This is a genomic window from Pseudomonas sp. 25 R 14, from assembly GCF_900004755.1.
Classification (GTDB): Bacteria; Pseudomonadota; Gammaproteobacteria; order Pseudomonadales; family Pseudomonadaceae; genus Aquipseudomonas; species Aquipseudomonas brenneri.
Map to the genome: position 1 here is coordinate 228,965 of NZ_CVTS01000039.1, position 25,858 is coordinate 254,822.

Below are 25,858 nucleotides of genomic sequence, written 5' to 3' on the forward strand. Positions count from 1 at the left end.
CCACCTGTTTCGGTGGGTTATTCCTAGAGGCCAAGCGAGGTTTGAAAAACTGCGGCGAGCACACAAAAAAAGTTTCAGGCGGGCACCACTGTCACCCAATAGCGGGTGCGCCGTTCGATGCGCACCGGCAAGGCATGGGCCACCAACGCCAGTGCGGCATCGGTATCGTCCAGTTGAAAACTACCGGTCACGCGCAACGCCGCGACCTGCTCGCTGCATCGCAAGACGCCCGGACGATAACGGGAAAGCTCGGCCAGCAGCACATCCAGGCGCATGCGCTCGGCGGGCAGAATGCCGCGCAACCAGGCCTGTGCCAGAAACCCATCGGTTTGCCGTGGCGTGCCCACGCCGTGGCGGTCCACCTGGGTCTGCCACCCTGCCGCTACCGACATGGGTGACAGGCTGCGCGGCGAACTCACGTCGACCAGGCCACGCAATACAGTAATCCACGTGCCCTGCTGATCGTGACGCACCAGCAGATTGGCGTCCTGACTGCGCACCATCGCATCCGGCGTGAGCAGTTGCAGTGGGCGCGACTCGGCTCGCGCATCCAGCGCCACCTCGCCCTCGATCAACTGCACGCTGCGCAGGTGTGCGCTGAGTTCCAGGCTGACGGCACTGGCGGTGTTGAGCCACAGCGAACTGCCATCGGCCAGCGTCCACCGGCGGCGCTCGCCGGTCGCCGTGCGGTAAGTGGCAAAGGCTGCGCGCACCCACGTCGCATCGGCGCCCTGCCAGGACAAACCGCCAAGCAGGCCCAACCCCAACAAACACTTGAGGACTTGCCGGCGCCGCGCCGGATCAACCCCGGCAGATTCCAACGCCCGCCGCGCGGTGACATCGGCCAGCAGGTTGGCCCCGGGCTGGAGCATCAGCGGCAAGCTGGCGACGCGTTGCCAGGCGTATTCGTGCTCGGCACGCGCCAGGCGCCACTGCTGCAACGCCTGGTGATCGGCCGGGCTCATCGTTCCGGACTGAACCCTGACGATCCAATCAATGGCCCTCTCGCGGACTTTCGGCGCAACCACCGTGCCATTCATTCAAAACGGCTCGCGTAGCATACGCTGAAGGCCTTGCCCATCGCCCGCTGCACCTGGGCCACACTCAAGCTCAACTGCGTGGCGATCTGCGGGTATGTCAGGCCATCGAGCTGGGATAAGAAGAAAATCTTGCGCACCTGCATCGACAACCCCACCAGCAGCACATCGAGCTGCAGCAGGGTTTCGATCATCAAGTAGCGCGTTTCGGGCGAGGGTTCCTCACCTTCTGGACGCGCGGCGAGCGCCTCAAGGTAGGCCCGCTCAATGGCCTGACGACGCCAGCGATTGATCAGCAAGCCATTGGCGATCGTGGCCAGAAACGCCATGGGCTGGCGTAACTCACGCACGTCCTGCTGGGTGCGCAACACGCGGATAAACGTATCGTGCGCCAGGTCTTCGGCGTCGGCGCTATGCCCCAGCCGCCGATGCAACCAGCCGCGCAGCCAGTGGTGATGACGGGTGTAAAGTTGTTCGACGGGCGAGACGAGACTGTCGTCGTACATGTCAGGTCCAATGAGCGGTAATGATAATATTTCTCATTTTAGTGTCTGAACCTGAGACTTGTACAGCGCCTGCTGCTGCCCCTGCTGCATATGAGGTTTCGACCCACCCCTACCGCGAACGGATGGCGGCTCTTTAATGGCAGTGTCTTAGGTCTGACAGAGCGATCAGACTTTATTAAAAGACCTGTATGACATACGCCGACTAGCACGTCGGGCAAAGTCATCACCATGATTCCTACTCTTTTATCTCAATCAACTCAAACGCCAACAGTCCTCAGCAGGTCAGCTTACTGCCTGCAGGCAGGATGGGCTTCTGAGTTACACGACAAAATGCTGGCAGCAGGATTACCGATTTAACAGAAGTTTTGGTTACCCAAATTCAAGTAATAACTTGAGGACTGTAATATGACTTTGATTAGCGACGTACAACTTGCATGCTCCCGTTTGGCACAACACGGATGGCACTCACTCTTACTACAACATGGTTTAGACATTACGGCGCTCGACCTACAACAAGAACTGTCAAAACCCTTACACATTGATAGAACAATCAAGGGTTTCGAAGACTACTCACACTCTGGTGTACGAGGCATCGAAGCAGGTAAACCTGCTGAAAGTTTGCTCTATCATGCCTTTGCTTCACCTAATGTCATCACCACCGCCCAGGGCACCCAACTGACTGCATTCCCATCAGCCCTTGAAATTGAGCAGTTGCTGAACTTCGTTTACGGTGTTAACCCACCCAGTTTAGAGACATTGAGGGTGTACGCGGGAACGGCACCCTTGGCGATAGTAGTCTTTGCGTATGAATACCGGCCGCGCCCGGAAACTGTGCATCAGTGTCAGGCAGACCTGTGTTTCTCTCGCACAGGTGTCGCACGAGTAGGCACTGCGCCGGTCTTGTATGATGCCGCACGGCGAGGGTTCCTGCCCTTTGTTGACACGGCTACACAACAGATGCGTGTTACGCCTGCCCGTTATGGCGCGTACCTTGCCATGCAAAAAAAAGGAGCGCGCGAATGCTTCGGCCCCATGAACTTTCAAATACCCAGTGACGCCGACTTGGACTTCTGGGTGCCGATACATAAGTTATTCAACGGTAAAGAATGCTTGCTCGGCTTGGACTTGACGGTGCATCTGGACAACTACCAGATCAATGAGAAGATCAGGCAAGTGCATACGAGGTTCAACAATACGGGATGGCAAGAACCTGACATCCTGAATTATCCATTTGTAATTACCGAAGGCCTTTGTCATTGGGCCGAGCCAACTGACTTTGGCATGGGGCTTCTGGTCCCGGATGACAAGGAACGACTGGTCGAGCTGGCCTACTATCAAGAGCGACCATTATCATTCACGATGCCGTCGGGTACGGGGGGGTTGGTGCATGGTCGCCATCGAGTACATGACGACGGATCAATCGAAGACTTGAACAATGTCGAAGGTGTTGATGCAATCGTCAAGCAGGGAGGGTATCGCGCCTTGCACTATCAGGACGCAATGGCAGACGGTTGGGTGCACGCGCGCTGTCCGCAACTGGAGTCCTGCGGACTGGACAAAGATAGCGTTGCGGCCTACTCGATTATCGGTGCCCCCGACTTCTTCCCTCTATGTGGACAGCGCGAACTGAAGGTTTGGTCAAGTGATCCGGATATTTTCCCCTGTCCGACACCTCCGTGCCCCGAGGTTTGGCATACACGCGTCAATCCCCTGTCGGATGTCCGTTTCCCGATCAACCCGACGCTTGCGGGCGGCCACTTTGCCGATGGAGACCGCACCGCCACTGCAATTGTCTCCTTACCCCTCGATGCATCAATGGCTGTTACGGCTCAGGCGGTGCCTGAGGTCGGTTTGGCTCAACGTCAGTCCTATTTACCCGACTTCGCCAGTGGCGTGTTCGGACCTGGCTGGGAGGTTGGCAGGGGCTTGATCGATAAGCCTTTTACCAACGTACTAAACGGTTACATGCTCGCCAGCCCCTTTACAGAAGATGCCCGGATTTGCGCAGCGCTGGGTTCCTACTGGCCAGGCGTAGCACCCGATTCAACCCGTACATTTGAGCCCCGTTCCATCGCTTCGACAGTCATCCCCTTAACAGACACAGAGATCGGCCTAACGGGCGAGACCTCCTGGGACGGCCTGACAGGTCCCGTTCTGGTTGATTACGATGGGCGTCAGGTTGTCCAGTATCAGTCCTACGAATACAGCGACTACACCGGGGCTGCATTGGCCGGGCAACTGTCATCGGCAATCACTGGGCAAGTCGGGACTCAGCAATACCACCAACGGGTCCTGGCAATGCGTCGGGCATATCACGCTGTGGGAGCGGGGACCGATAAAGCGCTACGAACGCTATGGCCCGTACTTTCTTTCTCTTTGGTGCAATCAGCAGACGAGGGTCTGCAAGCAGCACAGCAGCAGGCAGGCCACCTTTTGGAAGGTGAGGTGATGTATTTTTTCCTCTACAAACACGGCGCAATCATCACGCCATCGGATAACTTCAAGCGGCGTTATGTGGAGATTGAAGCGCGAGTGCAATTGTATGTCAGTCAGACCGCCCTATTAATCAAGCAAGACGAGACGTTGTGGCGTTTACTTGATGAATCGTTTTGACGTGATTGTTGTAGGGGCCGGGCCGGCCGGCTGTGCCACTGCGATCGCGTGCGCACAACGCGGGATGCGCGTGGCACTGCTCGAACGGGCTACATTCCCGCGACACCGGCCCGGTGAAACCCTTCACCCGGCCATCGAGCCGCTGCTTGCCCAGTTGGGGATGATGCCCGATCTGAGCGAGCAGCCTTGTCTACGACATGAAGGGCACTGGGTACAGTGGGACGCAGCGCCGCGTTTCATCAAGTTCGGTGGTGATGCTGCTGGCCCTTGGCGAGGTTTCCAAGTCCAGCGAGCATCCTTCGATGCTCAACTCGTGAAACGGGCGTGTGTGTTGGGTGTAAAGATAATTCAGCCTTGTTTAAATCCAACGGTGATTCGTGAAGGCAACAGGGTCACCGGTGTGAACGTCATGTCAGACCGGCTTATGGCAACCTATGTTGTCGATGCCTCGGGGCATCACGGATGGCTCAGGCGCCAACTGCCGATTCAGTGGCTGGAATTTTCGCCGATCCTCATTGCGCGCTATGGCTATTACCAAGGCGACCTTGAGCTTGTTAATGACGCACCGCGACTTATCGCGAACAAGGACGGTTGGCAATGGATCGCACGCGTCGACAACCACCTCCTCCACTGGACAACGTTGAGCTTTCACTTAAACAGCAAACTGGCAGCCGGATCGCCCGAGACACTCAAGCATTTAACACCTGCGGGTCCGGTACGCGGCGCCGAAGTGTCTTGGCGCCTGTCCAATGTTCCCATGGCAGCCGGTTATGTACTCGTAGGTGATGCTGCTGCAATATTGGATCCGGCATCATCGCACGGTGTGCTCAAAGCGCTAATGTCCGGCATGCAAGCGGCCCAAGCCATTGCCGACTGCCTCGCGTGGCCAAGTGGCGAACACGTCGTACACAACCATTATAAAACCTGGCTGCACAATCAGTTCAACACCGACGTCGATGCCCTGCGCCAGTTCTATCGCGTGCATCCTTACCCTCCGGCATGGGTTTGATGAACGGTAGAAGTCGCCGTTAGACTCACCCAATACGTCGCCTGACCCACCGCTATCGCAGCCTCGCTGGAGCTCGACAGCTCCCACAAGGTTAGATATTCATCGCTTACTTTTCCCACTCGGCCTTGGGAATCAGCAAGCCATGGTTACCGTTGTACGCCGCACGCGCAGGCGACCTCCAACCCTCCAGCAACGCCTCATCCAATCGGTAGATTTCCACCCCCAGCGGGCGGCATACCGTCAGCGGGTCCTGGGCATCCGGGCCCCACATCGGCAGCGACAGATCGCCGCCCGGGCAGGTGGACAACGCACACAGCAAATCGATCTCGGCAAAGAATTCCAGATAATCACCTTGCTTGGCCGGGCACGCCTTCATGAAGTACATATCGTCGTGATTCAGGCCCGTGCACTGGAAGATGTTCAATACATCGTGCACATCAAACTCGGTCAGGCCATGGGGCAATACGGCGCGGGTCAGGTTGGAATGGCAATGGTGATGGAAGTCCTCGCCGGTCAGCATCTTGTTCACATAAGGATCACAGCGCGTACCCAGCAGGTCATGCAGGCGCCCGCCATGTTCATCGATGCCGTAGCCGGCCAGGCTGTCATCGGTGATGGTGACCATCGGCCGCAGAAACGGCAGGTTCGACCACAGGCGGTCATAGGTGCTGACATGCGCGCCTTGCAGTTGGCGGGTGCGGGCCGCCCACATACGCTCGCGCGGATCGTTGGCATTCCACACGTTGAAATCACCGACCTGGGGGCCGATCGGTGTGGTCACGCGAAACACATGGCCAGCCGGCACTTTCCAGGCACGACCGGTGCGGATCGGCACTTCGAACTGCTCGATCAGGGTGCGCCCTGCCCCGGACTCGCGCACACGATCATAAAACGCCTTGTCGACCTGCAAGGCAGCGCCTTTGCTGACTTGGTAGGCGGCGGGATAGTCCTTGTACATGGGGGATCCTCCATTGCAGGGTTTTGCAAAACCATACAAGCGGGCTTGCCCTAATGCCAGTCAGTTAAGCGGATTCTGCTTTCTGTAGGAGCGAGGGGGACGCCTAGTTCTTGCTCGCGAAGGACATCAACGATAACGCGTGTTTGCTAGGTAAACGCGGCGCTCTCAAGTTCTTCGCGAGCAAGCTCGCTCCTACAAGGGGGGGCGTCGTCAGTTGAACTCGCCAGAAACTTCGGACCACAGGCTGACCTTCTGCCCGCGATTCTTGAAGAACTCGATTTCACGCTTGATCCCCGAGCTCAGGTCCCAACCCGGCAGGTCGAGGATGATCAGTTCCTCCATCATCTCCATGAACAGCGCGTCCACCGGCGCCCACAGCTTGCCGATGGTTGCACTGTCCTTACCTTCAAACGCCAGGTTGATCGGGTGCGACATCGACACCTGACTGAACACCCCATGACCTGACTCGATGATCGAGGCCGCCACCTTGTTGCACTGGATAAAGCGCTCATGGGTGACCGACGCATCGGCATGGCTGTAGGGGCAGGCCAGAAAGATCTTTCTCATTGTTACCTCAGGGCAATGCAAGGGCTCGCGCCCTTGCGGGGGTTAAAGAGTTAGCGTCAGACCGCCTGGGCTGCGGGCACGCCGGATGCTTGGGCCTCGTCGCGCTCACGCTCCTGTGCTTCGTAGCGCTGAGCGGCAGGCACGGAGATCTTGATCGCGATTGCCACGGCGAGCAGGCCGCCAAACAGCTTGGCGAGCAGGATCGGCATGATCAGCGTCGGCTGGAAGTTCGCGGTAAAGGCCAGGTGATCACCGATGGTGGCCTGCGCGCAGACGCCCAGGGCCACACACAAGACCTTGTCCCGGGCATTCATTTTCTTGAACAGATGGTAGACCGCGATGATATTGGCAAACACCATCACAAACGCCGCCGCGCCATTGGCCGACAACCCGATGTGCCTGCCGAGTACTTCCATGGGCTTCTTGCAGTAGCGGTTGAACAGGTAGCAGATCGGGAACGTACCGGCGAGCATGATGCCGATGTAGCCAGCAATCTCGATGGCGCGGAACAGTTCCTTCTCGTCGGCGAACATCGGATCGAAGCCCCACACGCCGAAGTTTTTCATGAAGAAGCCAGTGAAGTGCTCGACGATGGCCAGCGCCAGGACGATCTTGATAAAGGCGTCCATCAATTTGCCGAACACCAGGAACCCGGCCACCATCCACGAGGCCCGGTAGCGCAAGCCGGCAGCCAGCAGGAAGCAGAACACAAACAGTGGCGCGAGCAAGCGCACGCAGTCGACAAAACCCAGGCTCAGGTAATGCAGGGCCGGCGAGGTGGTGGACACGATGTCACGCACCGGCAGGTTGAAGGCGGTGATCATCATCAGCGACGCAAGCACGGCAAACGGGATGCTGATCAACCCGGCCATGGCCCCCAGCGCCAGGTACTTGTGGTCCTTGCGTTCGAGCATCATCAGCCCGACCGGGATCAGGTAGACGATGGTCGCGCCGGAGGTGTAGCCGACGATCATCGCGGTGATCCACATGTCGCGGTTCGCCGCCAGGGCGTCGGCGAGCTGGTAGCCGCCCATGTCCACGGCGATGATCGACAGTGCCGCAATGGAGACGTCAGAACCCATCGCACCAAAGTACGGCCCCAGTGCGACCTCGATGAATTTAGACAGGTATGGAATCGCCACCATGATGCCCGCCTGCGCCAGGAACACCGGGCCGATGGAGTGGATGCCGTTGACAAACTCCTTGCCCAGGCCACTGTCCGGCTTGATCACGGAGGCAAACGCGCCGACCACCGCGCCGATCATGATCAGATAAATAACGTAGTTCCCGAATTCCGCCATTACTTTCGCTCCATCTGTACTGAATCAATTGTTGTTGTAGGAGTACGCCCCAGTCCGGTCGCTCCATTGGCCAAACGTTGGCACCCATGAGTGTTTTACCGCCTCATTTACGGCGCTTTCACACCCTATTACTAACCACTTCCCATGCCAATCGTGTGTTTATTGTGGTTTTGCGGGTTAAACACACTGGAATCGGTCAATTCTATTGCGTAATCTCTAGTCATACCTTTCAAGGCAGCGGACTCTACGGCCGTGAACGGCAAACGCCAATACCAAGTTCACACCACCGGCGCTGGCGCCCAAGCCCCCCAACACGCGCTGCCCCGGCATCATTTGAGTGCCTCGGTAACAGCACTGCGCACCTGTGGCGCATTCACGTAGCATCAAGAGGATGACTCCCATGCGCCCCAATGAAAGACGCCAACATATCCTTGAGCTGCTACGCCAGCGTGAACGCATTTCGGTCGACGAGTTGGCGCGCACGCTCAGCACTTCGCAGGAAACCATTCGCCGCGACCTCACGGCCTTGGCCGAAGAAGGCCAGGTCACCAAGTTCCACGGCGGTGCCTCGCTGCCACCCAGCGGTGAACATGAGAACGCGTTCCAGACCCGAATGAATGAATTCTCCCAGGAGAAACGTGCGGTGGCGCGGTTCGCCGCCGGGCTCTATGCGCCGGGCGACAGCCTGTTGATCGATACCGGTACCACCACTCTGTTCTTTGCCCGTGAACTGGCAAAGCTCAACCGCATCACTGTCATCACCAACTCCTTGTTGATCGCCTCCGCCATTGGCACCAGTGGTAATCGCGTATTCATGATCGGCGGCGAATACCGCCCCGAATCGGAACAGAATATCGGCGCCCTGGCCATGGAGCAGATTGCACGCTTCAACGCCGAACATGCCGTGGTCACGATTGGCGCCCTGAACACCGACGGTGCCTTCGACTTCTCCATCGAAGAGGCCGAAATCACCCGCGCCATGATCGCCCGCACGCGCTACCTCACGGTCATTGCCGACTCCTCGAAAATGGGCAAACACGCACTGTTCCAGGTATTTCCCCTGGAGCGCATCGATCGCTTGATCATCGACCGCAAACCCCTGGGCGAGCTGGCCAAGGCCCTGGCACAGGCCCAGGTTGAAGTACTGGAGGCCCCTGCCCTGACCCGGCCTGAATGGTGACCGGTCAGCGCCAATCGCGGCAACGGGTGACCGCATCGCTGAACGAGGCACGCCACTGCCGGGCTTGCTCGGCACTGACTTTGGGGTGAAAGGTGGTACTGGTGTTACGCGGCGGCTTGAGCGCCACGCCAATACCTTTGGCTGCCAGCGCCGCGCAGCCAAACGCGGTCAGTTCATCAAAACGCTGGGTGACAATGCAACGCTGCAAGGCATCGGCGAGAAACTGCGCGAAATACGGGCTGCGCGCCAAGCCACCATCGATGGACAGGTGATCGGTCACGCTGAGAAATTCGTCCATCGCCGTGATCACTTCAACACTGCGCAACGCCACGCCTTCGAGCACCGCCTGACACATATCCTGGCGCGTGGTGCTGCCATTCATGCCCACCCACAGGGCCGCCGCACTGCGATCCCAATGCGGGCAGGCCAACCCGGACAACGCCGGCACAAAGGCCAACTGTCGACCAATCGCCGGCGGCTCGTCGAACGCCGCCAGCTCCGAAAAGTCGCTGAACAAACCGAGGCGCCCGGCCCACTCCACTGCCGAACTGGCATCGTAGACACCACCGTCCATGGCATAAGTGGGCTTGCCGTCGATCTGCCAGGCAATGGTCGCCAACAGGCCCTTATCCGGCGCGCGGATGATCTGCTCGCCGGTCAATGTCAGGGCAAACGCCCCGGTACCGAAGGTGATCTTGGCGTCGCCCTCATTGCGGCAGCCATGGCCATACAGTGAGGCTTGCTGGTCAACAATCGAGGCGGTAATCGGCGTAGCGCCGATCTCACCAAAGTGCCCGACGGTGTCGCGGATCTGCGGCAACGTTTCCATTGGCACGCCAAACAGCTCGCAGAGCTGGCTGTCCCACTGCCCGGTCGCCAGGTTCATCAGCGAGGTGCGCGAAGCGGTGGTGACGTCAGTGGCGAAGACCCCGGTCAGGCGGTCGAGGAAATACGCATCGGTGGTGCCCAGGCGCAGCCTTCCGGCCCGCAAGGCGCTCTGCGCGGCCGGCAGATTGCGGATGATCCAGGCCAGCTTGCTCGCCGAAAAGTATGGATCCAGGGGCAACCCCGCACGCTCCAGGGTCAGGGCCTCGCCGCCATCACCACGCAGTTGGGCGATCTCGGCCGAGGTGCGATTGTCCTGCCATACAATGACCGGCGATAACGGCTCACCGGTCTTGGCGTCCCACGCCAGGCAACTCTCGCCCTGGTTGGCCAGGCCGATGGCATCTACCCGGCCGGTGGCCTCCAGGCAACGCTGCAGGTTATTGAGCAACTCCAGCGGGTCGTGCTCCACCCAACCGGGGTGGGGATGATGCTGCTGGTGGCGTAACGAGAGCTGGATATCAGCAGACCCATTTTGGCTCACCACCAACACACGGGTGCTGGTAGTGCCTTGATCGAGCGCGGCAATGCGCATAGTGAAGACTCCTCGGCAGGTCTTGTTATTGGCCGACAAAGTCGACTTCGAGTTGCTGTACGCCCTGGGGCAGGTTCAGGCTGGCGATGGGGATCAGCAGCCGGCGCTCGGGCAGCGAACTGCCGGCGCGCGACCAGATTTCCTTGCCATCGGCCCGCACCACCAGGCGCCCTTTCACCGCACGGCTGACACGCAGTTGCAGGTGCTGCATGCCCACCACAGAAGAGTTGCTCAAGCACTGCGGCACGCACAGTTTCAAATCGCCCTTGCAGGCAATCTCGATACTCGGCGTGGCAGCCGGCAACTGCCCCTGCAGATCACGGGCGATCATCGTAGCGATCTTGTGACCTTCGCGAAACGACCAACCTGCCGTCTCGACGGGGCGCAACAGATTACCTGCGGCAAAGTAGGCCGGGTCGCTACAGCGCCCGTATTGATCGATATACGGGCCGCCGCTTTTCGGGTCGAGCCGCAAATCGCTCAGGCGCACCAGGCTGGATTCGGGGGTGAACTGGCCGGTGAGCAGCACGCCGTCACAGTCGAAGGTCCTGGTCTGCCCGTCGGCCAGGCGCACCGTCGCGCCCTCCACCCGCCCGGTACCGTGGATTTCCAACAGCTGCGCGCCGAAATGCATCGGCACCCCGCACAGCCGTGGGAACAGCGACAGCGGCCAGCGCGCCGTGGCCCGAAGATTGGCTTCGATCATCGCCACCGGCTTGATCCCCGCGCGTCGGCAACTCATGACGGCCGACAGGCTGACCAGTTCGGTACCGACAATCAACGGCCGCTCAAAGGGCTTGAGGTGCTCCAGGTACAGATAGGACTGGAACGCGCCAGTATTGATCACCCCCAACGGGCGATCGCCGCCCAGCAGGCGTGCCGAGCGTGGCGTTTCCCGCGCACCGGTGGCGATCAGCACCCGGCGCGCCTGAATCACCTGGGCGCCGTCAGGGCTCACTACCTCCAGGCGCCCGCCCTGGCCCATCTGCGTCACCGAGTGTTTGACGCGGATCTGCACCCCCGCCTTCAACGCCTGCGCGACATTTTTGCGCGCATACGCAGGCCCCGTGTAAATCCGGCCATATTCGCGCAAGCCAAAGGGTGGATGCCCACAATGACGCGGGATGCCGCCAGCTTCGGGCTCACGTTCGAGCACCACGACCTTGTCGACACCCAGCTTGCGCAGGGTCATCGCCGCCGACAGCCCCGACGGCCCGCCACCGATAATCGCGACATCAATGTTTTCGACTTCAATGGGCTTCATGACAAACACCTGTTGCAAGGGGAATGGCCAGGTGGCCAGCGCTCAGCTCGGCTACCCGCGCCCCACAATAAAAACCCTGGCAGCGCCCCATGCAGGCCCGCGTACGGCGCTTCAACCCACCCAGGTCACCGGGCGGCAGCGCGCTGGCCAAGGCATTCTCGATTTCCCGTAGCGTTACCATTTCACAATGGCACACGATTTCGCCGTAGCCCGGGCGCTGGTAATCGCGCGGTAGATGTTCAGCGAGGTTAGGCAGCGTCGGCCATTGCAGGATGGGTGCGGGAACCGGTGTGTGCTCGCGCTGATAGAGGCTGAACACGTGCCGGGCAATGCCCAGCGCTGCCGTCAGGCCGGTGGAGCGGATGCCTCCTACGCTGATCCAGTTCTTACCTTCGACCCGCTGCACCCGATACTCTTTCTTTTCCGTGGCCGGCCGCAGCGCGGCATAGGTGGCAGTGACCGGCATGCCTTCGAGTGCTGGAATACGCTCGACTGCGGCATCCACCAACTGGCGCAACACGTCGCTGTCGAGGCCTGCGTGCAGGCGGTCTTCCTGCTCTTCAGCGGTAGGCCCCACCAACAGGTTGCCGTAGACCGTGCGAGTGAGGACGATACCCTTGGTGCGCTCATTGGGCACCGGCAGGATGATATTGCCCAGATAGCGCGCGGCCGCCTTATCGAACACCACGAACTGACCTTTGCGCGGATGAATGGAGAAGCTCGATGCACCCAGCAACTGTTGCTCCAGCACATCGCCGAACAACCCGGCGCAATTGATGATCGTGCGCCCCCGCACAAACCCGTTGGTGGTCTCCAGGGCCCAGAGTTCGCCATCAAAATAGCCGCCGTTGACCTCGGTGTTGAACCGCACCTGCGCCCCATGCATCATCGCCTGGAGCAGGTAACCCAGGGGCGCCGACCACGGATCGATAAGAAACTCGCCAGGCACCTCGACCGCCCCCAACGCGTTGTGCGCCAGATTCGGCTCCAGGGCACGCACCCGCTCGCGGCCGATCAGGTTGACATCGGCAATCCCGTTGGCGTGCGCCTGCTCGACAATGCCTTGCAGCTTGCCCAGGTCATCCTCGTTCCAGGCCACTACCATCGCACCGGTCTTGAGCAGCGGCAGCGACATCTTCTGGTGGATCTGCAGGTACTCCTGGTACCCGTCCTTCATGCATTGCAGCTCCAGGCTACCGGTTGGCGCATCGAAGCCCGTGTGCAAGATCGCGCTGTTGCCTTTGCTCGCCCCAGACAGGATATCCGGGCTTTTTTCCAGCAACAGCACCCGCGCGCCCTCCAGGGTAAAACGCCGGACCATCGCGCATCCCACCACGCCACCGCCCACAACGATGACGTCGTAGATACCGCTCTGATTCGGGAAGGGTTTCGTCATGATCAAGCCTATGGGTGAAGTGAGCGCATGTATTGCCTTGGAGGGGTGCAGGGCATATGCCACTGACCGAACCGGGGTTGGAATGACCGATTGGCCATAGCCGTTCACTCACTGCCCAAGGGCTCTGCGGCAGGGCAAGCATCCTCAGCCATGCAGACATCTAATGTTTATTGCTATCCGGCCTTTAAACACAACGTGGAAAAGGCTGACCGATTCGTTGCGCACAGAACTGATCCTGTCAAAAAGGCGTTACTGTGGATTCGATCAACACACATAAAATCGCTACATAAATACACAACCACTTAAAAATGGTTACCTTTAAACACCTTAAGGCATAACCAAGACCGATTCCCCAAGGCCATATCGCGCTCATCCACATCTGTTCGGTCAAAAAAACCAAGTAAATGTGACCGATATAAAAAATTAACCCTATAAACCCCTCTTATTGACGACGCGGAACCGTCTTTCTGCGGCGCCTCCTAGAAAGACGTTGAAAGGGCCGGTTCTGAGACCGAGGCTCCCTCGCCCATTGCAGCCGCCAGTCAGAAACAACTAGAATACGATTAATTCCCACTTACGAATTTTTCGCATGAAACCAGCCCAGCCCGCCGAAGCCGCGACGCTTGAAGCCCTGTACCGCGGCTACCACGGCTGGCTGCTGAGTTGGCTGCGCCGCCGTGTGGATTGCTCCCATCACGCCGCCGATGTAGCGCACGACACGTTTATCCGCCTGCTGTCGGCCGGGCCTTACGTCGCGCCCCGCGAACCGCAGGCCTACCTTGCCACCGTGGCCCGTCGTTTATTGATGGACAAGAATCGCCGGCGTCGCCTGGAACGGGCTTATCAGGACGAACTGGAACGCTGTGCCCAGTACCTCGACCAGGCGCCCTCGCCCGAGCAGATTTTGCAAGCGGTGCAGGTGCTGGAGGCGATTGACCGGGCCTTGGCGCGAATGAAGCCACGGATTCGCGAAACCTTTATCCTGCGTCACCTCGATGGCCTGGACCAGGCACAGATCGCCGAGCGCCTCGGGGTTTCGGTGCGCACCGTACAACAAGACCTGGTGGAAGCCCTGCTGGCCTGCGATGCGTGCGCCCAGCCATGACCCCGACCATCCTGCGCCAGGCCGCTGAATGGCTGGTCCGCCTCGACCATCAGCCCGACGCCGCCAGCCAACAGGCCTTCCATGCCTGGCTGGCCGCCGACCCGCAACATCCCTTGGCTGTTGCGCGCTTGCAGGGCCACCTGTCACCCCTCAAACAAGCCCCGGCCCGTGCGGCATTGCGCCGGGCGCGCCAACAGCCGAAGGCGATCAAGGGCCTGGCACTGGGCCTGTTAATCGGCTTGCTCGCCCTGCAGGTCTATCAGTACAGCCAGCGTGGTTATCTGTTCGCCGACCTCAGCACTGCCAGTGGCCAGTGGCAGCAACAACGCCTGGACGATGGCAGCGCACTGCAACTGGACGGTGGTTCGGCCGTCGATCTGCACTTCGATGCCAACCAGCGCCGTGTGCGCCTGCTGCAGGGTGAATTGCTGGTGGATGTGGCCAAGGATGCCCGGCGCCCGTTCTATGTCGATACCCCGCAAGGCAGCATTCGGGCGCTGGGCACGCGTTTTATCGTCGAACGCAGCGGCGATGCGACGGTGGTCAGGATGCTTGAATCGTCCACCCGCATCGACAGCGGTACACAACAACTGACGCTCAACCCCGGCCAGCGTGTGCGCCTTGAGGCAAGTGGCCCGGGGCGCGTGGAAGCATTCGATGCCCGCGCCCACGAAGCCGCCTGGGATACCCATCAACTGCTGGCCAGCGACGAGCCCCTGGCCGATGTCCTGGAGCGCCTGGGCCGTCATCGCAGCGGCCTGTTGCTGTTCGATCGCCAGGCCCTGCACGGCTTGCGGGTCACGGTGATGCTGCCGTTCGACGACCCGGCGCGGGCCTTGCGCCTGCTCCAGCGCACATTGCCGATCGAGATCAGCAGCTACACCCCATGGGTCACCCGTGTGTCTTTGAAAAAACAGCGCGAATAATTCTCAATAAAGTCTGCGTGTTTTCAGTTTTGCCGCGTCCTTTTCTTGGCCAACATCCAAAGGAGCAGCGATTCCATGTCTTCCACCCCGTCCCCCCGTGCCAGCCTGCTGCTGGCCAGCCGCTTGTTGTTTGGCTGCCTGCCGCTGGCACTGCCAGCCATTGCCTGTGCGCAGCAACAGGTCCAGGCCTTTGATATCGCCCCAGGAACCCTCGGCGAAGTCCTCGGCCGTTATGCCCAGGCCGCCGGCACGCCGATTGTGTTCCAGTCGCAACAAGTGGCCGGCCTGAACAGTGCTGGCCTGCGCGGCAGCTACAGCGTGGCGGAGGGCTTTGCCAAGGTCCTGGAAGGCACGGGCTTCACGGCGCAGGCCAGCGCCGATGGCTACCAGTTGCAGGCACTGACCGAGGCCAGCGGCACCCTGGCGCTGGCGGCCACCGAGATCACGTCGAACCAGTTGGGCACAGTCACTGAAGGCACGGGTTCCTACACCCCAGGCACCATCGCTACCGCCACACGCATGGTTCTGACGCCCCGGGAGACCCCACAGTCGATCACCGTGATCACCCGCCAGCACATGGACGACTTCGGCCTCAATGCCATTGACGATGTGATGCGCCACACGCCTGGCATCACCGTCTCGACCTATGACAGCGAGCGCACCAACTATTTTGCCCGTGGGTTTTCCATCGAGAACTTCCAGTACGACGGTATCCCGACCCTGCGCAACTCGGCCTACTCGTCCGGGCAAACCCTCACCGACATGGCGATCTACGACCGCGTGGAGATTCTCAAGGGCGCCACCGGCCTGCTGACCGGTGCCGGCGCGCCGGGCGCGACCCTCAACCTGATCCGCAAAAAGCCGACCCGTGACTTCAAGGCCAGTGTCGAACTGGGCGCCGGCAGCTGGGATAACTATCGCTCCCAGGTCGACGTCAGCGGCCCGTTGACCGAGCGCGGCAACATCCGTGGGCGGGCCGTGGCGGCCTATCAGGACAAGCATTCGTTCATGGAACGCTACCAGCGCAAGACCAGCGTGTACTTCGCCACCCTGGAAGCAGACCTCGACGACGACACCTTGCTGACCGTGGGCGTTGACTATCAGGACAACGACCCGCAAGGCTCGGGCTGGTCCGGTAGCCGCCCGTTATTCAACACCAACGGTGACCGTATTGACGTCAAGCGCTCGTACAACAACGGCGCCAAGTGGAGCCGCTGGGAACAGTACAACCGTGGCGCATTCGCCACGCTGGAACGCAGCTTCGCCAACGGTTGGGTGGCCAAGGCGCAACTGACCCACCAACTCAGCGGTTACTACGCGCCCCTGGGCTCGATACAGAGCGCGCCCAACCCCACCACCGGCCTGTCTACCGTCTATGCCAACAAGTTCACCGGCCAGACCCGCGCCAATGCCGCCGATGTCTACGTCAGCGGCCCATTCAACCTGCTGGGACGCGAGCATGAGCTGGTGGTCGGCGGCTCGGCCTCCAGCTCCCACTGGAAAGGCAAGGACTATGGCAGCCCCAAACACCCCAACGGCAATGTGGTGGACTTCTGGAACTTCGACGGCAATATTGCCGAACCTGACTGGGGCGCACCCACCTACATCAACGACCTGACCACCCGCCAAAGCGCGGGCTACATGAGCGCACGCTTCAACCTGACCGACCCGTTGAACCTGTTCCTCGGCGCCCGCGTCGCCAACTACAAATTGCGTGGTACCGACGACTCCACGGAAACCGGGCGGCTGGTGCCCTACGCGGGCGTGACCTACGACCTGAACGAAAACTTCACCGCCTATGCCAGCTACACCGATATCTTCATGCCGGAAAGCTACAACCGCGACCGCAACAACAAACTGTTGGAACCCTCCGAAGGCAAGAACTACGAGGGCGGTTTAAAGGGTGAATTCTTTGGCGGCCGACTCAATACCAGCCTGGCCTATTTTGAAGTCCACCAGAGCAACCGAGCAGAAGCCGACGCCGAGTACAACGCCGCGCCGACCAACCCATCATTGGGTTATGCCTCCAAGGGTATCGAAGCCAAGACCAAGGGTTTTGAGGCCGAAATGTCCGGTGAACTGGCGCCCGGCTGGCAGGCCCAGGCAGGTTACACCCACAAAATCATCCGTGACGAGAGCAGCAAGAAAGTCTCGACCTGGGAGCCGGAGGACCAGCTCAGTTTCTACACCACCTACAAACTCCAGGGCCCACTGGACCGCTTGACCGTGGGCGGCGGTGCGCGCTGGCAGAACCGCAGTTGGCAGGAGCTGTACAACCGCTACAAGGGCAAGAATGAGGAGTTTGCCCAGCAAGCCTACTGGCTGGTGGATGTGATGGCGCGTTACCAGGTCACTGAGAACCTGTCAGCGACGTTGAACCTGAACAATGCGTTCGACAAGAAGTACTACACCAACATTGGGTTCTATAACACCGCCTACTACGGCGACCCGCGCAATGTGATGCTTACCACCCGCTGGAATTTCTGATTCACCGACCTGGAGCTGTCGACAGGCGTTGCTTGAAACATAAGGCAAAAGCCTATTGACAGAGCGAGGGAATCATCTTGGGGCAAACAACTACTCATAGCTCATGCCATGGCAGTTGTTTACCCCAAGACCTCTCCTCGATTCCTCAGGCGGCAACCCTTATGAACAGTGTTTCCAATCACATGACTGCGCAACCTCGCCCATTCTGCGCACCAAACTCTCTCTCGCCACAGCCGCCCTCCCGGCCCAAACGTGAAGCCCCGGCCCCATCAGAATCAACCGAAAGCGCTCGCACCCAAGGCGATCGCGAGTTAGCCATGGCGTATCACTCGGCACTGCTCCTGGCCGCCAATCGCGAAAGAAATGTCACGATCAACACTATTGCTCCCGACTCCACATTCGGCCAATGGTGGGCCCAGCTGAAAGAGGCTTTTCACTCACCCGAAGTCCGTCAGTGGATTGAAGATAAAGGCATCAACACAGGGTCGATCACACTCAACCCGGAGTCAGGCCAGATCTCTTTCAAGCGTCAACGCCACCTTGATCCCGAACAGAAGCGATTCACCGTCGGGCAAGACGACTGGCAATGGGCTGCAATCAGCGGGCCTATCCTCCAGGCCGGACGAGTCCTCTCTGCAGGCCGCGCCGACACTACGTTCACCCCACCTGCAACCGATCTCGATCAACCGGTTCCATATGAGTTGATCGGGCATTTTTATAAAGAACAGCCGAACCTTACGCAGCCTTCGATGCGCCAGCGTGCGGTGGAAATTGACCGCAACCAGGGTTTTACAACACTCGATCCGAGCACCTTTGCAAGTTTGATTAAATCGCGCAGCGAGGACGCACTTCAAAACCAGAAAGCTTATTTGGGCGACATTTACGATCGACACCAAGCCAGCGCCGAGCTCCGTCACTTGGCAACGTCAGTGGAGGGTGGCATCGAATATGCCGGGCAAATCAAGGATGAACTGAAGAAGAGGATGATTGATCTGTCCCTGGACAGCACCTATCAGGCAACCACCCACCCCCCATCGAACAGGGTCAGTCTCCTGCAATTCATTGAAGATCATGGTTGGGATATTCCCGACCATCATGAGCAACTGGTGAATCTTGCGAGCGCCCTCTCCACTCCCACACCCAAGGCACCCGTCAATGGCAACCTGGGTGGCGCACTGACCTGGCCCGCACCGCTTGAGCAGGACAGCCTGGAGCAATTGAAAGCAGATCTGCGTACAGGCACGTTAGGCGCCATAACACTCCTCCCCTTTAACAGGGTTCTGGATTATCTGCTTGATGGCCGGCCCATCTCTCCTGAAGAGCAGAGTAATCCACGCGTGTTGATTGATACCCTGGTCAATTCCCCCAGGGGCAAGGCAGTAGGTCAGGCCATCCAGGGCACATTCGAGGCGCGCAGTGTTAAAGGCAGCGCTGCTGACTGGCTACTGGCGGCCTTGAACGTGGAGAGCGACAGCCGCACGAGTGACCAGATGAAAAATCAATCACACGGCGAGATTCAAGGTTACCGATTGGTCTCGCCTGACAATACGGGTAAATCCCCCTCAACGATCATCAAGGAACTGGTCAATCACCTCGTCGCCAAAGGCATAGCGTCGTCCTCCGAAAAAGCTGCGGTCCAGGCTCATCTTTTGCTGGCCAATCGGGCGCCAGCGTTCCTGGTCAAGGGTATTCCGAATCAGGTAGTCGTGGGCACCCACAGTTGGGTCAGCCTTGTCACGGCGACCGCCCGCATAGAAGCAAAATCGCCTGGAGCAACTGCGGCGATGAGCTACACGCAAATCATGCTCGAAGCCGGTGTTGCACCGATCACTGATGAAGAACGTCGTGTTGAATATGCGGCCCAAAACGAGGCAATCAAAGACTGGGGGGTCGCCAACGGCTTGAGCTACCCCGTAGATAAAGTCGCCTTGAATGCCGTCCGCGAGGCGTTCAATGCACAAATCCGCGAGCTGAAAGAGGCTTCCGAAACGCAACTCCCAGGCATGCCCACGACCCAAAACATTGCACTGGAACAATTGAAGAAAGCTCTGCCGGAGATGGACCCAAAACTGTTCACCCAAAAATGCATTACCTCGAAACCCTCCAGCAGGTTTTTTCCGGGGCCTTACTCGATACTGGATATGTATATTGATGGTCGTGGGCTGCGCGGAACACCTGACTCGGCTGATAACTGGGGAGAGCCCGGCCGTCACCTTATAAAGTCCGTTACTTCTGGGGCCGTCGATCTTCCTCCTGATGGAAAACCGGCGACATGGGTCGCCTCATCGGAGGCTATCAACATCAACGATGTCATGACAAAGCTTCAAAAGCTGCCACGCCCGCTGGACGCATTTAATGAGACCTTTGCGGGCTATGCCAAAGCTGTCAAAAAAGCTACGTCAGCACAACTCAAACTCCTAATTTCGAAACTGCCACTGGAAGACCGGAAGAACCTGGAGTTCGGCAAACTAACCATCCGTAAAGAAATCAAATACCTCAGAAACGATCACCCCACTCGCGTTGAACCAGGCGTTCTACTGGTCAAGACCGAACGCAACGGCAACGTCATGACGTACGCAATCGATCGTTTGAAGGGTACTGTGACCAGGCAACCCAACCAGAATTATAAGGAGTATGCCCCGAGCAGCAGCTTTATGAGTTCCTCAGGCGGTAAAAGATTCGATGTGGTAAAACCTGCAGGTCAGTACTCGCCTGAAATAACGAATGAAAATAACGCTGCACAGGGCGTACCTAATAGTTTCAGCAGTGCCAGAACTCAATATATTGTTGATGCCATGATCACGGACATGGACCTACCAGCGGTAGAACGATACGCCAAAGGGGCAACGACCTTTGACACTGAAGTACCGACCTATAAGATACTTGAAGAAATTGCGCTGAGTTTGATCCCACTCAGATCAGCCATAAAGAATTTTATAGAGGGGAAAGTTAGTGACGGCCTTATCGACCTGGCCTTTGACATCTTCGGTTTTGCAGTTGGCCTGGGTGCCGCTGCCAAGGGCGCCAAGGCCTTTGCCGTCGGAGCATCGGCACTTTCAAAAGTAGGCCAAGTCGGCAAAATTATAGGCCGGGCGGCGGTGGGCGCACTTAATCCACTGGGCGGAATTGATGACCTGGCACGTGGTGTTGTATTTGTCGGGCGTAAGGCCCTGCACGGGGTCAAATACCTACGCGGCTCTTACCGCAGTCTCAATCTGCTGGAGTTGGCAAAAAAGTCTGATATTGCCGAAGGCACCTACAAGGCAACCAATAGCGCACGTGAAAGCAAAACCTTGGCTAAGTTCGATGAGGCAAGCAATAAATGGTACGCCTTTGATCCGCGTACAAAATTAGCATACAGTAAACCGCTGGATAACTTTGTCGTGGCCACTCCCAGGCTAAACGATCCCGACAGCCTGTATACAATCGGTAGCAATGATGCAGTAAAGACCGCGAGTCAGCAGCACGGCCTGGCGGCAACCGGTACATTCAAGATTGGACAAGAGACGATTGAAGGTAATGTCGTCATGTTTCAAGGCAATTGGCATCAGTACGACGCGTTGAAGAAACGAGCCTTTGGTCCCCCACTAAGCGATTTCAAACCGAGCCGGGTGGCGGCCAATGGTGAGGTCAAATCACTCCACGCCGACTTACTGGATTATGAAGTCAAGCATATAGATCCGGACGAGCTAAAGATCAGGGGATTGCAAGGCAATATCTATGTGGGCCGGAGTAACAAGGAGTATGTCAAAGTTAATGGGAAGCTTTATTCCTCGCACTTGAAAGAGGGTCAACGAGTCATCCGTCATGCCAGGGGAGCAGGCCCGGACATACCCATCAAGGATCTGGGCCCTTCTGGATGGGGTCTCGCCTCAAGAGAAAATCGTTTGCTGGGAGGAGCAGGCAACGCCCCAACGCCCTGGAAGCTCGGCGACACTACTTATGTGGCACCGATGGACGATATTAAAGCAGCAGCGGGTTCTAACCCCCCGTATACGCTCAACTATCTGGGCGTGGACCACACTGTCATCTTCGACAGCTCCATCGGGGGATGGAAAGCGGCCAATATCTCTGTCGGCATCGAAAATCAAGGCCAGAATTACTTCTGGAGAGTCGGTAAGAACAAATGGCAACGGGGAACATTCAAGGAACTTAAAAACGCTAAGAAAATCGACTCCCACAGATTCCAATTTATTGATGTCTCCCCCTCGACAATTACAAAAATTCCGATAGATGCGAGGCCTTTGCCCAAAGAACTCCATTATTTCTGGGCAGGCCAGGACGTACCCACCCACCTTATAGAAAACATGGCTAACAATGCAGCCAAAATATCAGGCTATAAATCCATTTTGCATGTAGATGCCGACACCCCAGCCATTTTTCAACAAATAAAAAGCAAATTAGAAAAAAAGGCCCCTGGACTGACGATAATGGACCTCAATAAAGACGACGTTTTTAAACAATTGAAACAGAGTGAACTGTACGATTATTTCGCCAAGGGCAAGGAAAAAATCTTGCAGCAGCGTCGGACGTCGCACGTTATCCCATCATGAATAAATACGGGGGCATTTATCTTGATACCGACGATATCATTCAATCCGACATCGGCAATGCTTTATTAAACGCGGGTTCTAATGACATCCTGCTCAGCAAACCTGTTGCGCACAAGCTTACTGAATACCGGCCATTCTACAATACCAGTAATTTTGCAACGCAGCCTGGCAACCCTGTGATTACAGATATAATCGCAGAAATGAACGAGCGGTTTTCCGCCAACAAATCCTACTTTGCCGCCAATCGCCCCGTCGCCACGAGGGGCCCCGATGGAAACGTTTTATATACTCCTGCGTTCGACGCCTATGAGGGAAAAATTTTTGAGACCGTTGGCCCCAATCTATTTAATGACATCCTAAAGAGAAAAAGGCCTGACATGTATGAGCTGGGTTTCGATGGCATCACTAAAGAATCAAAAATCGTTGACAACAAGCTCGTCGCATCCGGACCCACTGTCAACATTCTAGCCACCACACGAAAATTTTACACAAACAAGGGAATCGCTCCTCCCGACCTCTTGGGTTTACACATAAAAGCAATGAAAGAGCACTATCTTGCACTTTCCCAGAAATTCAACATCAAGATTGGCGCCGAACACTCTTGGATCAATACAAGATGAGAAGTCAGTGGGTAACCTGCAAAAACCTTAATAACCCGCCACCACCCACCGCACCTTCAGTAAAGCCGCCCGCAGCGCACTTTTGTCCACTGAGCCCAAAGCCAGTCGAACAGCATGGGGCACCAGCGTCGACACGCAAAACGGCTCAGCCGTGGAGACCGAGATATTCTCCCGGGCCAGCGCCATGACGATCTGATCCGCCCGCGTATCCTCTCCCAATGGCAACCATAAAAAGTACGACGATGGATGAGCGATGTAGTCCAGCCCCACCAATACTTCTGTCGCCAGTGCCTGCCGGGCCTGGGCGTCCTGGCGTTTTTGCGCCTCCAGTTGCAGCACAGTGCCGTCGTCGATCCAGCCCGCAGCGATGGCCGTCATCACGCCGGGCGCGTTCCACACGGTGGCCATGATCGTGCGCTCCAGCGCCGGCACCCATTGGGCCGGCGCAACCACAAAACCAACCCGCAGGCCGGTGGCGACACTTTTGGACAAGCCGCCCACATACGCCGTGCGCTCCGGTGCCAACTGTGCCAGCGGTGGCGGTGCGTCTTCTGCGAGGAAGGCATAGGCGGCGTCTTCGATCAGGATCAACTGATGCTTGCGAGCGATGCACACCAACTGCTCGCGCTGCTCAAGCCCCAGCACCCAGCCCAGGGGGTTGTGCAGGGTCGGCATGCAATACAGTGCCCGCACAGATCGGTGTCGACACAGTTGCTCAAGGGCAGCAAGGTCAGGGCCGGCCGGCGTGACCGGGATCGCGACGATCTCCAGATGCAACGTTTCGGCCAGCACCTTGAAACCGGAATAGGTCAACGCATCCACGGCAATCACATCGCCCGGCTTGAGCATGGCCATCATCGCCACCGTCAATCCATGCTGGGCACCGCTGACCACCAGCACCTGTTCAGCCTCGACCGTGAGCCCGCGATGCAACAAGTGCCGCGCCATTGCCGCCCGCTCATGGGGGCGCCCGGCATGGGGCTGGTAGCGCAGCAATGCCTCCAGGTCACCGGACAACGCCAGTTGGCGCAACGCCGTGCGCAACAGATCGGCCTGGCCGGGCAAGGACGGGTAATTGAAATTAAGGTCCACCATGCCCGCCGCCACGGCAATCTGCCCAACGCCCTGCCCTGGCGACAAGGAAATTTCCCGCACAAAGGTGCCGCGCCCAGTCTCGCCACTGACCAGGCCCATGGCCTCCAGCTCGCTGTATACCCGGCTGGCCGTCACCAGGGCCAGGCCATGGGTCGCGGCCAATTGGCGATGGGTAGGCAAGCGGGTGCCGGGCACCAGGGTTCCTGCACGGATATCCCTGGCAAAGGCATCCACCAACGACTTGTAACGGGCACGAGGCATGGGCGATGTATCCATGACAATTTTTTGATTGTCATCATCTTCAACCCTAGGATGCCCAAAACACAACCCATCCCTAGCGAGCCTTCCTGACATGGAACAGACTTCCCGGTTGATCACTCCAGAACGCAGCAGCCACGGCTGGATCAATGGCTTGATCGGCGTACTGATTTTCAGCGGATCATTGCCCGCCACCCGCCTGGCGGTGCTGGAATTCGAGCCGGTCTTCCTGACCGTGGCCAGGGCCAGCATTGCCGCCGTGCTTGGCCTGGCGCTGTTGTGGTTGTTCAGGGCGCGGCGTCCGGCAGCCGACCAATGGTGGCCGTTGCTGATCGTCGCCTTTGGCGTAGTTATCGGCTTCCCGTTGTTGACCGCACTGGCCTTGCAGTACGTGACCTCTGCCCACTCCATCGTGTTTATCGGCTTGCTGCCCCTGGCCACCGCCGTGTTCGGTGTACTGCGTGGCGGCGAGCGGCCGCGCCCGGTGTTCTGGCTGTTTTCAATCCTTGGCAGCCTGCTGGTGATGGGTTACGCGTTTGCCCAGGGCCTGAGCGCCGCCCCCGCTGGCGACCTGTTGATGCTATTGGCCGTGCTGGTGTGCGGGCTGGGTTACGCCGAAGGGGCCAAGCTGTCGCGTACCCTCGGCGGCTGGCAGGTGATCTGCTGGGCATTGGTGGTGTCGCTGCCGGTGGTGGCGCCATTGACCTTTATCCTCGCCCCCGCCTCCTTCGAAGGGATCAGCCTGCCGGCCTGGCTGAGCCTGGGCTATGTGTCGTTGTTCAGCATGTTGATCGGTTTTGTGTTCTGGTACCGCGGGCTGGCGCAAGGGGGGATTGCTGCGGTCGGCCAGTTGCAGTTATTGCAACCGTTCTTCGGTCTGGCACTGGCCGCGACCCTGCTGCATGAACAGGTCAGCCTGGGCATGCTGGCGGTGACCGTCGTGGTGATTGCCTGCGTGGCCGGGGCGAAGAAATTTGCGCGCTAGGCGTGCCCGCCATTAGTCTCTGGGGTTGGCCCAAAACAATAAGGATCAACCATGCACAGCCCTTCCCTGCAAGACACCACTGCGCCGGATGGCGTCTGTTACGGCTGCGGCCCGAGCAATGCCCACGGGCTGCACATCAAGAGCCGCTGGGATGAGGACGGCGTGCATATCGTCGCCGAGCATCTGCCCGACGCCCAATACTGCGGCTGGCCCGACCTGGTCTACGGTGGCCTGATCGCCATGTTGGTCGATTGCCACTCCAACTGGACCGCCATGGCCTATCACTACCGCGCAGAACAGCGCACACCCGGTGAGCTACCGCGCATCAACTGTGTGACCGGCAACCTGGGCATCAAATTTATCAAGCCGACTCCGATGGGCGTGCCACTGATCCTGCGCGCCAGGGTCGAGGGTGAGGTCGGGCGCAAGAGCCGCGTGGTCTGCGAGGTGTATGCCGATGGTGTGCTGACGGCAATTGGCGATTCGATCTTCGTGCGGGTCGATACCGGGCACCTGGCCGATGCCGCCCATGGCCGACAAGCCTGACAATGGTCTACATTCAACGCCACGTGCCGAAA

The 25,858-nt window shown here is 58.6% G+C and carries 19 protein-coding genes; 10 read left to right on the top strand and 9 right to left on the bottom strand.

Annotated elements, in window-relative coordinates; genetic code table 11:
• Window positions 1–74 precede the first annotated feature (74 nt).
• Window positions 75–1,040, bottom strand: a complete 966-nt coding sequence (locus BFQ03_RS12835) for a FecR domain-containing protein (RefSeq protein ID WP_032860644.1) — start codon at window positions 1,038–1,040, stop codon at window positions 75–77.
• A complete protein-coding gene (locus BFQ03_RS12840) occupies window positions 1,037–1,543 on the bottom strand; it encodes a sigma-70 family RNA polymerase sigma factor (protein WP_032860645.1) in 507 nt (168 codons plus the stop codon). Before BFQ03_RS12840 ends, BFQ03_RS12835 begins: the two co-directional genes overlap by 4 nt.
• 405 nt (window positions 1,544–1,948) lie before the next feature.
• Here BFQ03_RS12840 and BFQ03_RS12845 point away from each other — a divergent pair, with 405 nt between their 5' ends.
• A complete protein-coding gene (locus BFQ03_RS12845; protein ID WP_065943288.1) occupies window positions 1,949–4,156 on the top strand; it encodes a hypothetical protein in 2,208 nt (735 codons plus the stop codon).
• Complete coding sequence (locus tag BFQ03_RS12850) at window positions 4,143–5,165, top strand: NAD(P)/FAD-dependent oxidoreductase (protein WP_065943289.1); 1,023 nt, start codon at window positions 4,143–4,145, stop codon at window positions 5,163–5,165. The genes BFQ03_RS12845 and BFQ03_RS12850 overlap by 14 nt, the downstream gene beginning before the upstream one ends.
• 106 nt (window positions 5,166–5,271) lie before the next feature.
• Here BFQ03_RS12850 and BFQ03_RS12855 read toward each other — a convergent pair whose 3' ends face one another.
• From BFQ03_RS12855 to eutH, 3 genes are all read right to left on the bottom strand, one after another.
• A complete protein-coding gene (locus BFQ03_RS12855; RefSeq protein WP_032860649.1) occupies window positions 5,272–6,123 on the bottom strand; it encodes an urea carboxylase-associated family protein in 852 nt (283 codons plus the stop codon).
• 210 nt (window positions 6,124–6,333) lie between these two features.
• A complete protein-coding gene (locus tag BFQ03_RS12860; protein WP_032860650.1) occupies window positions 6,334–6,690 on the bottom strand; it encodes a DUF1937 family protein in 357 nt (118 codons plus the stop codon).
• 56 nt (window positions 6,691–6,746) lie between these two features.
• Complete coding sequence (gene eutH / locus BFQ03_RS12865; RefSeq protein ID WP_032860651.1) at window positions 6,747–7,991, bottom strand: ethanolamine utilization protein EutH; 1,245 nt, start codon at window positions 7,989–7,991, stop codon at window positions 6,747–6,749.
• 400 nt (window positions 7,992–8,391) lie between these two features.
• Here eutH and BFQ03_RS12870 point away from each other — a divergent pair, with 400 nt between their 5' ends.
• Window positions 8,392–9,171 carry a DeoR/GlpR family DNA-binding transcription regulator gene (locus BFQ03_RS12870; protein WP_065943290.1) on the top strand — a complete coding sequence of 260 codons (780 nt, stop codon included), beginning with the start codon at window positions 8,392–8,394 and terminating at the stop codon, window positions 9,169–9,171.
• A 4-nt stretch (window positions 9,172–9,175) separates the two neighbouring features.
• Here the strand turns inward: BFQ03_RS12870 and BFQ03_RS12875 are convergent, their stop codons facing one another.
• From BFQ03_RS12875 to BFQ03_RS12885, 3 genes are read right to left on the bottom strand one after another with little or no spacing between them, the layout of a single operon-like run.
• Window positions 9,176–10,591, bottom strand: a complete 1,416-nt coding sequence (locus BFQ03_RS12875; protein ID WP_032860654.1) for an FGGY family carbohydrate kinase — start codon at window positions 10,589–10,591, stop codon at window positions 9,176–9,178.
• A 25-nt stretch (window positions 10,592–10,616) separates the two neighbouring features.
• The gene (locus tag BFQ03_RS12880) at window positions 10,617–11,855 is read right to left on the bottom strand and encodes an NAD(P)/FAD-dependent oxidoreductase (protein ID WP_065943291.1); all 1,239 of its coding nucleotides are present in this window, start codon (window positions 11,853–11,855) and stop codon (window positions 10,617–10,619) included.
• Window positions 11,842–13,251 carry an NAD(P)/FAD-dependent oxidoreductase gene (locus BFQ03_RS12885; RefSeq protein ID WP_032860656.1) on the bottom strand — a complete coding sequence of 470 codons (1,410 nt, stop codon included), beginning with the start codon at window positions 13,249–13,251 and terminating at the stop codon, window positions 11,842–11,844. The genes BFQ03_RS12880 and BFQ03_RS12885 overlap by 14 nt, the downstream gene beginning before the upstream one ends.
• Window positions 13,252–13,840: 589 nt before the next feature.
• Here BFQ03_RS12885 and BFQ03_RS12890 point away from each other — a divergent pair.
• From BFQ03_RS12890 to BFQ03_RS30630, 5 genes are all read left to right on the top strand, one after another.
• Window positions 13,841–14,356, top strand: coding sequence for a sigma-70 family RNA polymerase sigma factor (locus tag BFQ03_RS12890; RefSeq protein ID WP_032860657.1), 516 nt, complete (start codon window positions 13,841–13,843; stop codon window positions 14,354–14,356).
• A complete protein-coding gene (locus BFQ03_RS12895; protein WP_065943292.1) occupies window positions 14,353–15,282 on the top strand; it encodes a FecR family protein in 930 nt (309 codons plus the stop codon). The genes BFQ03_RS12890 and BFQ03_RS12895 overlap by 4 nt, the downstream gene beginning before the upstream one ends.
• A gap of 75 nt (window positions 15,283–15,357) precedes the next feature.
• Entirely contained in the window at window positions 15,358–17,769 is a 2,412-nt protein-coding gene (locus BFQ03_RS12900) for a TonB-dependent siderophore receptor (RefSeq protein ID WP_065943293.1), read from the top strand.
• A gap of 161 nt (window positions 17,770–17,930) precedes the next feature.
• Entirely contained in the window at window positions 17,931–22,322 is a 4,392-nt protein-coding gene (locus BFQ03_RS12905; protein ID WP_239695243.1) for a hypothetical protein, read from the top strand.
• Window positions 22,319–22,942 (top strand): glycosyltransferase family 32 protein, encoded by a 624-nt coding sequence (locus BFQ03_RS30630; RefSeq protein WP_345788459.1) that lies wholly within the window; start codon window positions 22,319–22,321, stop codon window positions 22,940–22,942. Before BFQ03_RS12905 ends, BFQ03_RS30630 begins: the two co-directional genes overlap by 4 nt.
• 27 nt (window positions 22,943–22,969) lie before the next feature.
• On the opposite strand, the gene BFQ03_RS12910 is transcribed toward BFQ03_RS30630, so the two are convergent.
• Complete coding sequence (locus BFQ03_RS12910; protein WP_065943294.1) at window positions 22,970–24,298, bottom strand: aminotransferase-like domain-containing protein; 1,329 nt, start codon at window positions 24,296–24,298, stop codon at window positions 22,970–22,972.
• 91 nt (window positions 24,299–24,389) lie between these two features.
• Here BFQ03_RS12910 and BFQ03_RS12915 point away from each other — a divergent pair, with 91 nt between their 5' ends.
• Both BFQ03_RS12915 and BFQ03_RS12920 read left to right on the top strand, forming a co-directional pair.
• A complete protein-coding gene (locus BFQ03_RS12915; protein ID WP_065943295.1) occupies window positions 24,390–25,280 on the top strand; it encodes a DMT family transporter in 891 nt (296 codons plus the stop codon).
• 51 nt (window positions 25,281–25,331) lie between these two features.
• Window positions 25,332–25,826, top strand: coding sequence for a PaaI family thioesterase (locus BFQ03_RS12920; RefSeq protein ID WP_032860663.1), 495 nt, complete (start codon window positions 25,332–25,334; stop codon window positions 25,824–25,826).
• The last annotated feature ends 32 nt before the right edge of the window (window positions 25,827–25,858 follow it).

Bases quoted from the DNA above. Each gene is read 5' to 3' on its own strand.
- eutH (WP_032860651.1), bottom strand. From the start codon at position 7,991: ATGGCGGAATTCGGGAACTACGTTATTTATCTGATCATGATCGGCGCG.
- BFQ03_RS12890 (WP_032860657.1), top strand. From the start codon at position 13,841: ATGAAACCAGCCCAGCCCGCCGAAGCCGCGACGCTTGAAGCCCTGTAC.
- BFQ03_RS12915 (WP_065943295.1), top strand. From the start codon at position 24,390: ATGGAACAGACTTCCCGGTTGATCACTCCAGAACGCAGCAGCCACGGC.
- BFQ03_RS12895 (WP_065943292.1), top strand. From the start codon at position 14,353: ATGACCCCGACCATCCTGCGCCAGGCCGCTGAATGGCTGGTCCGCCTC.
- BFQ03_RS12880 (WP_065943291.1), bottom strand. From the start codon at position 11,855: ATGAAGCCCATTGAAGTCGAAAACATTGATGTCGCGATTATCGGTGGC.
- BFQ03_RS12910 (WP_065943294.1), bottom strand. From the start codon at position 24,298: ATGCCTCGTGCCCGTTACAAGTCGTTGGTGGATGCCTTTGCCAGGGAT.
- BFQ03_RS12840 (WP_032860645.1), bottom strand. From the start codon at position 1,543: ATGTACGACGACAGTCTCGTCTCGCCCGTCGAACAACTTTACACCCGT.
- BFQ03_RS12835 (WP_032860644.1), bottom strand. From the start codon at position 1,040: ATGAATGGCACGGTGGTTGCGCCGAAAGTCCGCGAGAGGGCCATTGAT.
- BFQ03_RS12920 (WP_032860663.1), top strand. From the start codon at position 25,332: ATGCACAGCCCTTCCCTGCAAGACACCACTGCGCCGGATGGCGTCTGT.
- BFQ03_RS12885 (WP_032860656.1), bottom strand. From the start codon at position 13,251: ATGACGAAACCCTTCCCGAATCAGAGCGGTATCTACGACGTCATCGTT.
- BFQ03_RS30630 (WP_345788459.1), top strand. From the start codon at position 22,319: ATGAATAAATACGGGGGCATTTATCTTGATACCGACGATATCATTCAA.
- BFQ03_RS12845 (WP_065943288.1), top strand. From the start codon at position 1,949: ATGACTTTGATTAGCGACGTACAACTTGCATGCTCCCGTTTGGCACAA.
- BFQ03_RS12875 (WP_032860654.1), bottom strand. From the start codon at position 10,591: ATGCGCATTGCCGCGCTCGATCAAGGCACTACCAGCACCCGTGTGTTG.
- BFQ03_RS12905 (WP_239695243.1), top strand. From the start codon at position 17,931: ATGAACAGTGTTTCCAATCACATGACTGCGCAACCTCGCCCATTCTGC.
- BFQ03_RS12900 (WP_065943293.1), top strand. From the start codon at position 15,358: ATGTCTTCCACCCCGTCCCCCCGTGCCAGCCTGCTGCTGGCCAGCCGC.
- BFQ03_RS12850 (WP_065943289.1), top strand. From the start codon at position 4,143: ATGAATCGTTTTGACGTGATTGTTGTAGGGGCCGGGCCGGCCGGCTGT.
- BFQ03_RS12870 (WP_065943290.1), top strand. From the start codon at position 8,392: ATGCGCCCCAATGAAAGACGCCAACATATCCTTGAGCTGCTACGCCAG.
- BFQ03_RS12855 (WP_032860649.1), bottom strand. From the start codon at position 6,123: ATGTACAAGGACTATCCCGCCGCCTACCAAGTCAGCAAAGGCGCTGCC.
- BFQ03_RS12860 (WP_032860650.1), bottom strand. From the start codon at position 6,690: ATGAGAAAGATCTTTCTGGCCTGCCCCTACAGCCATGCCGATGCGTCG.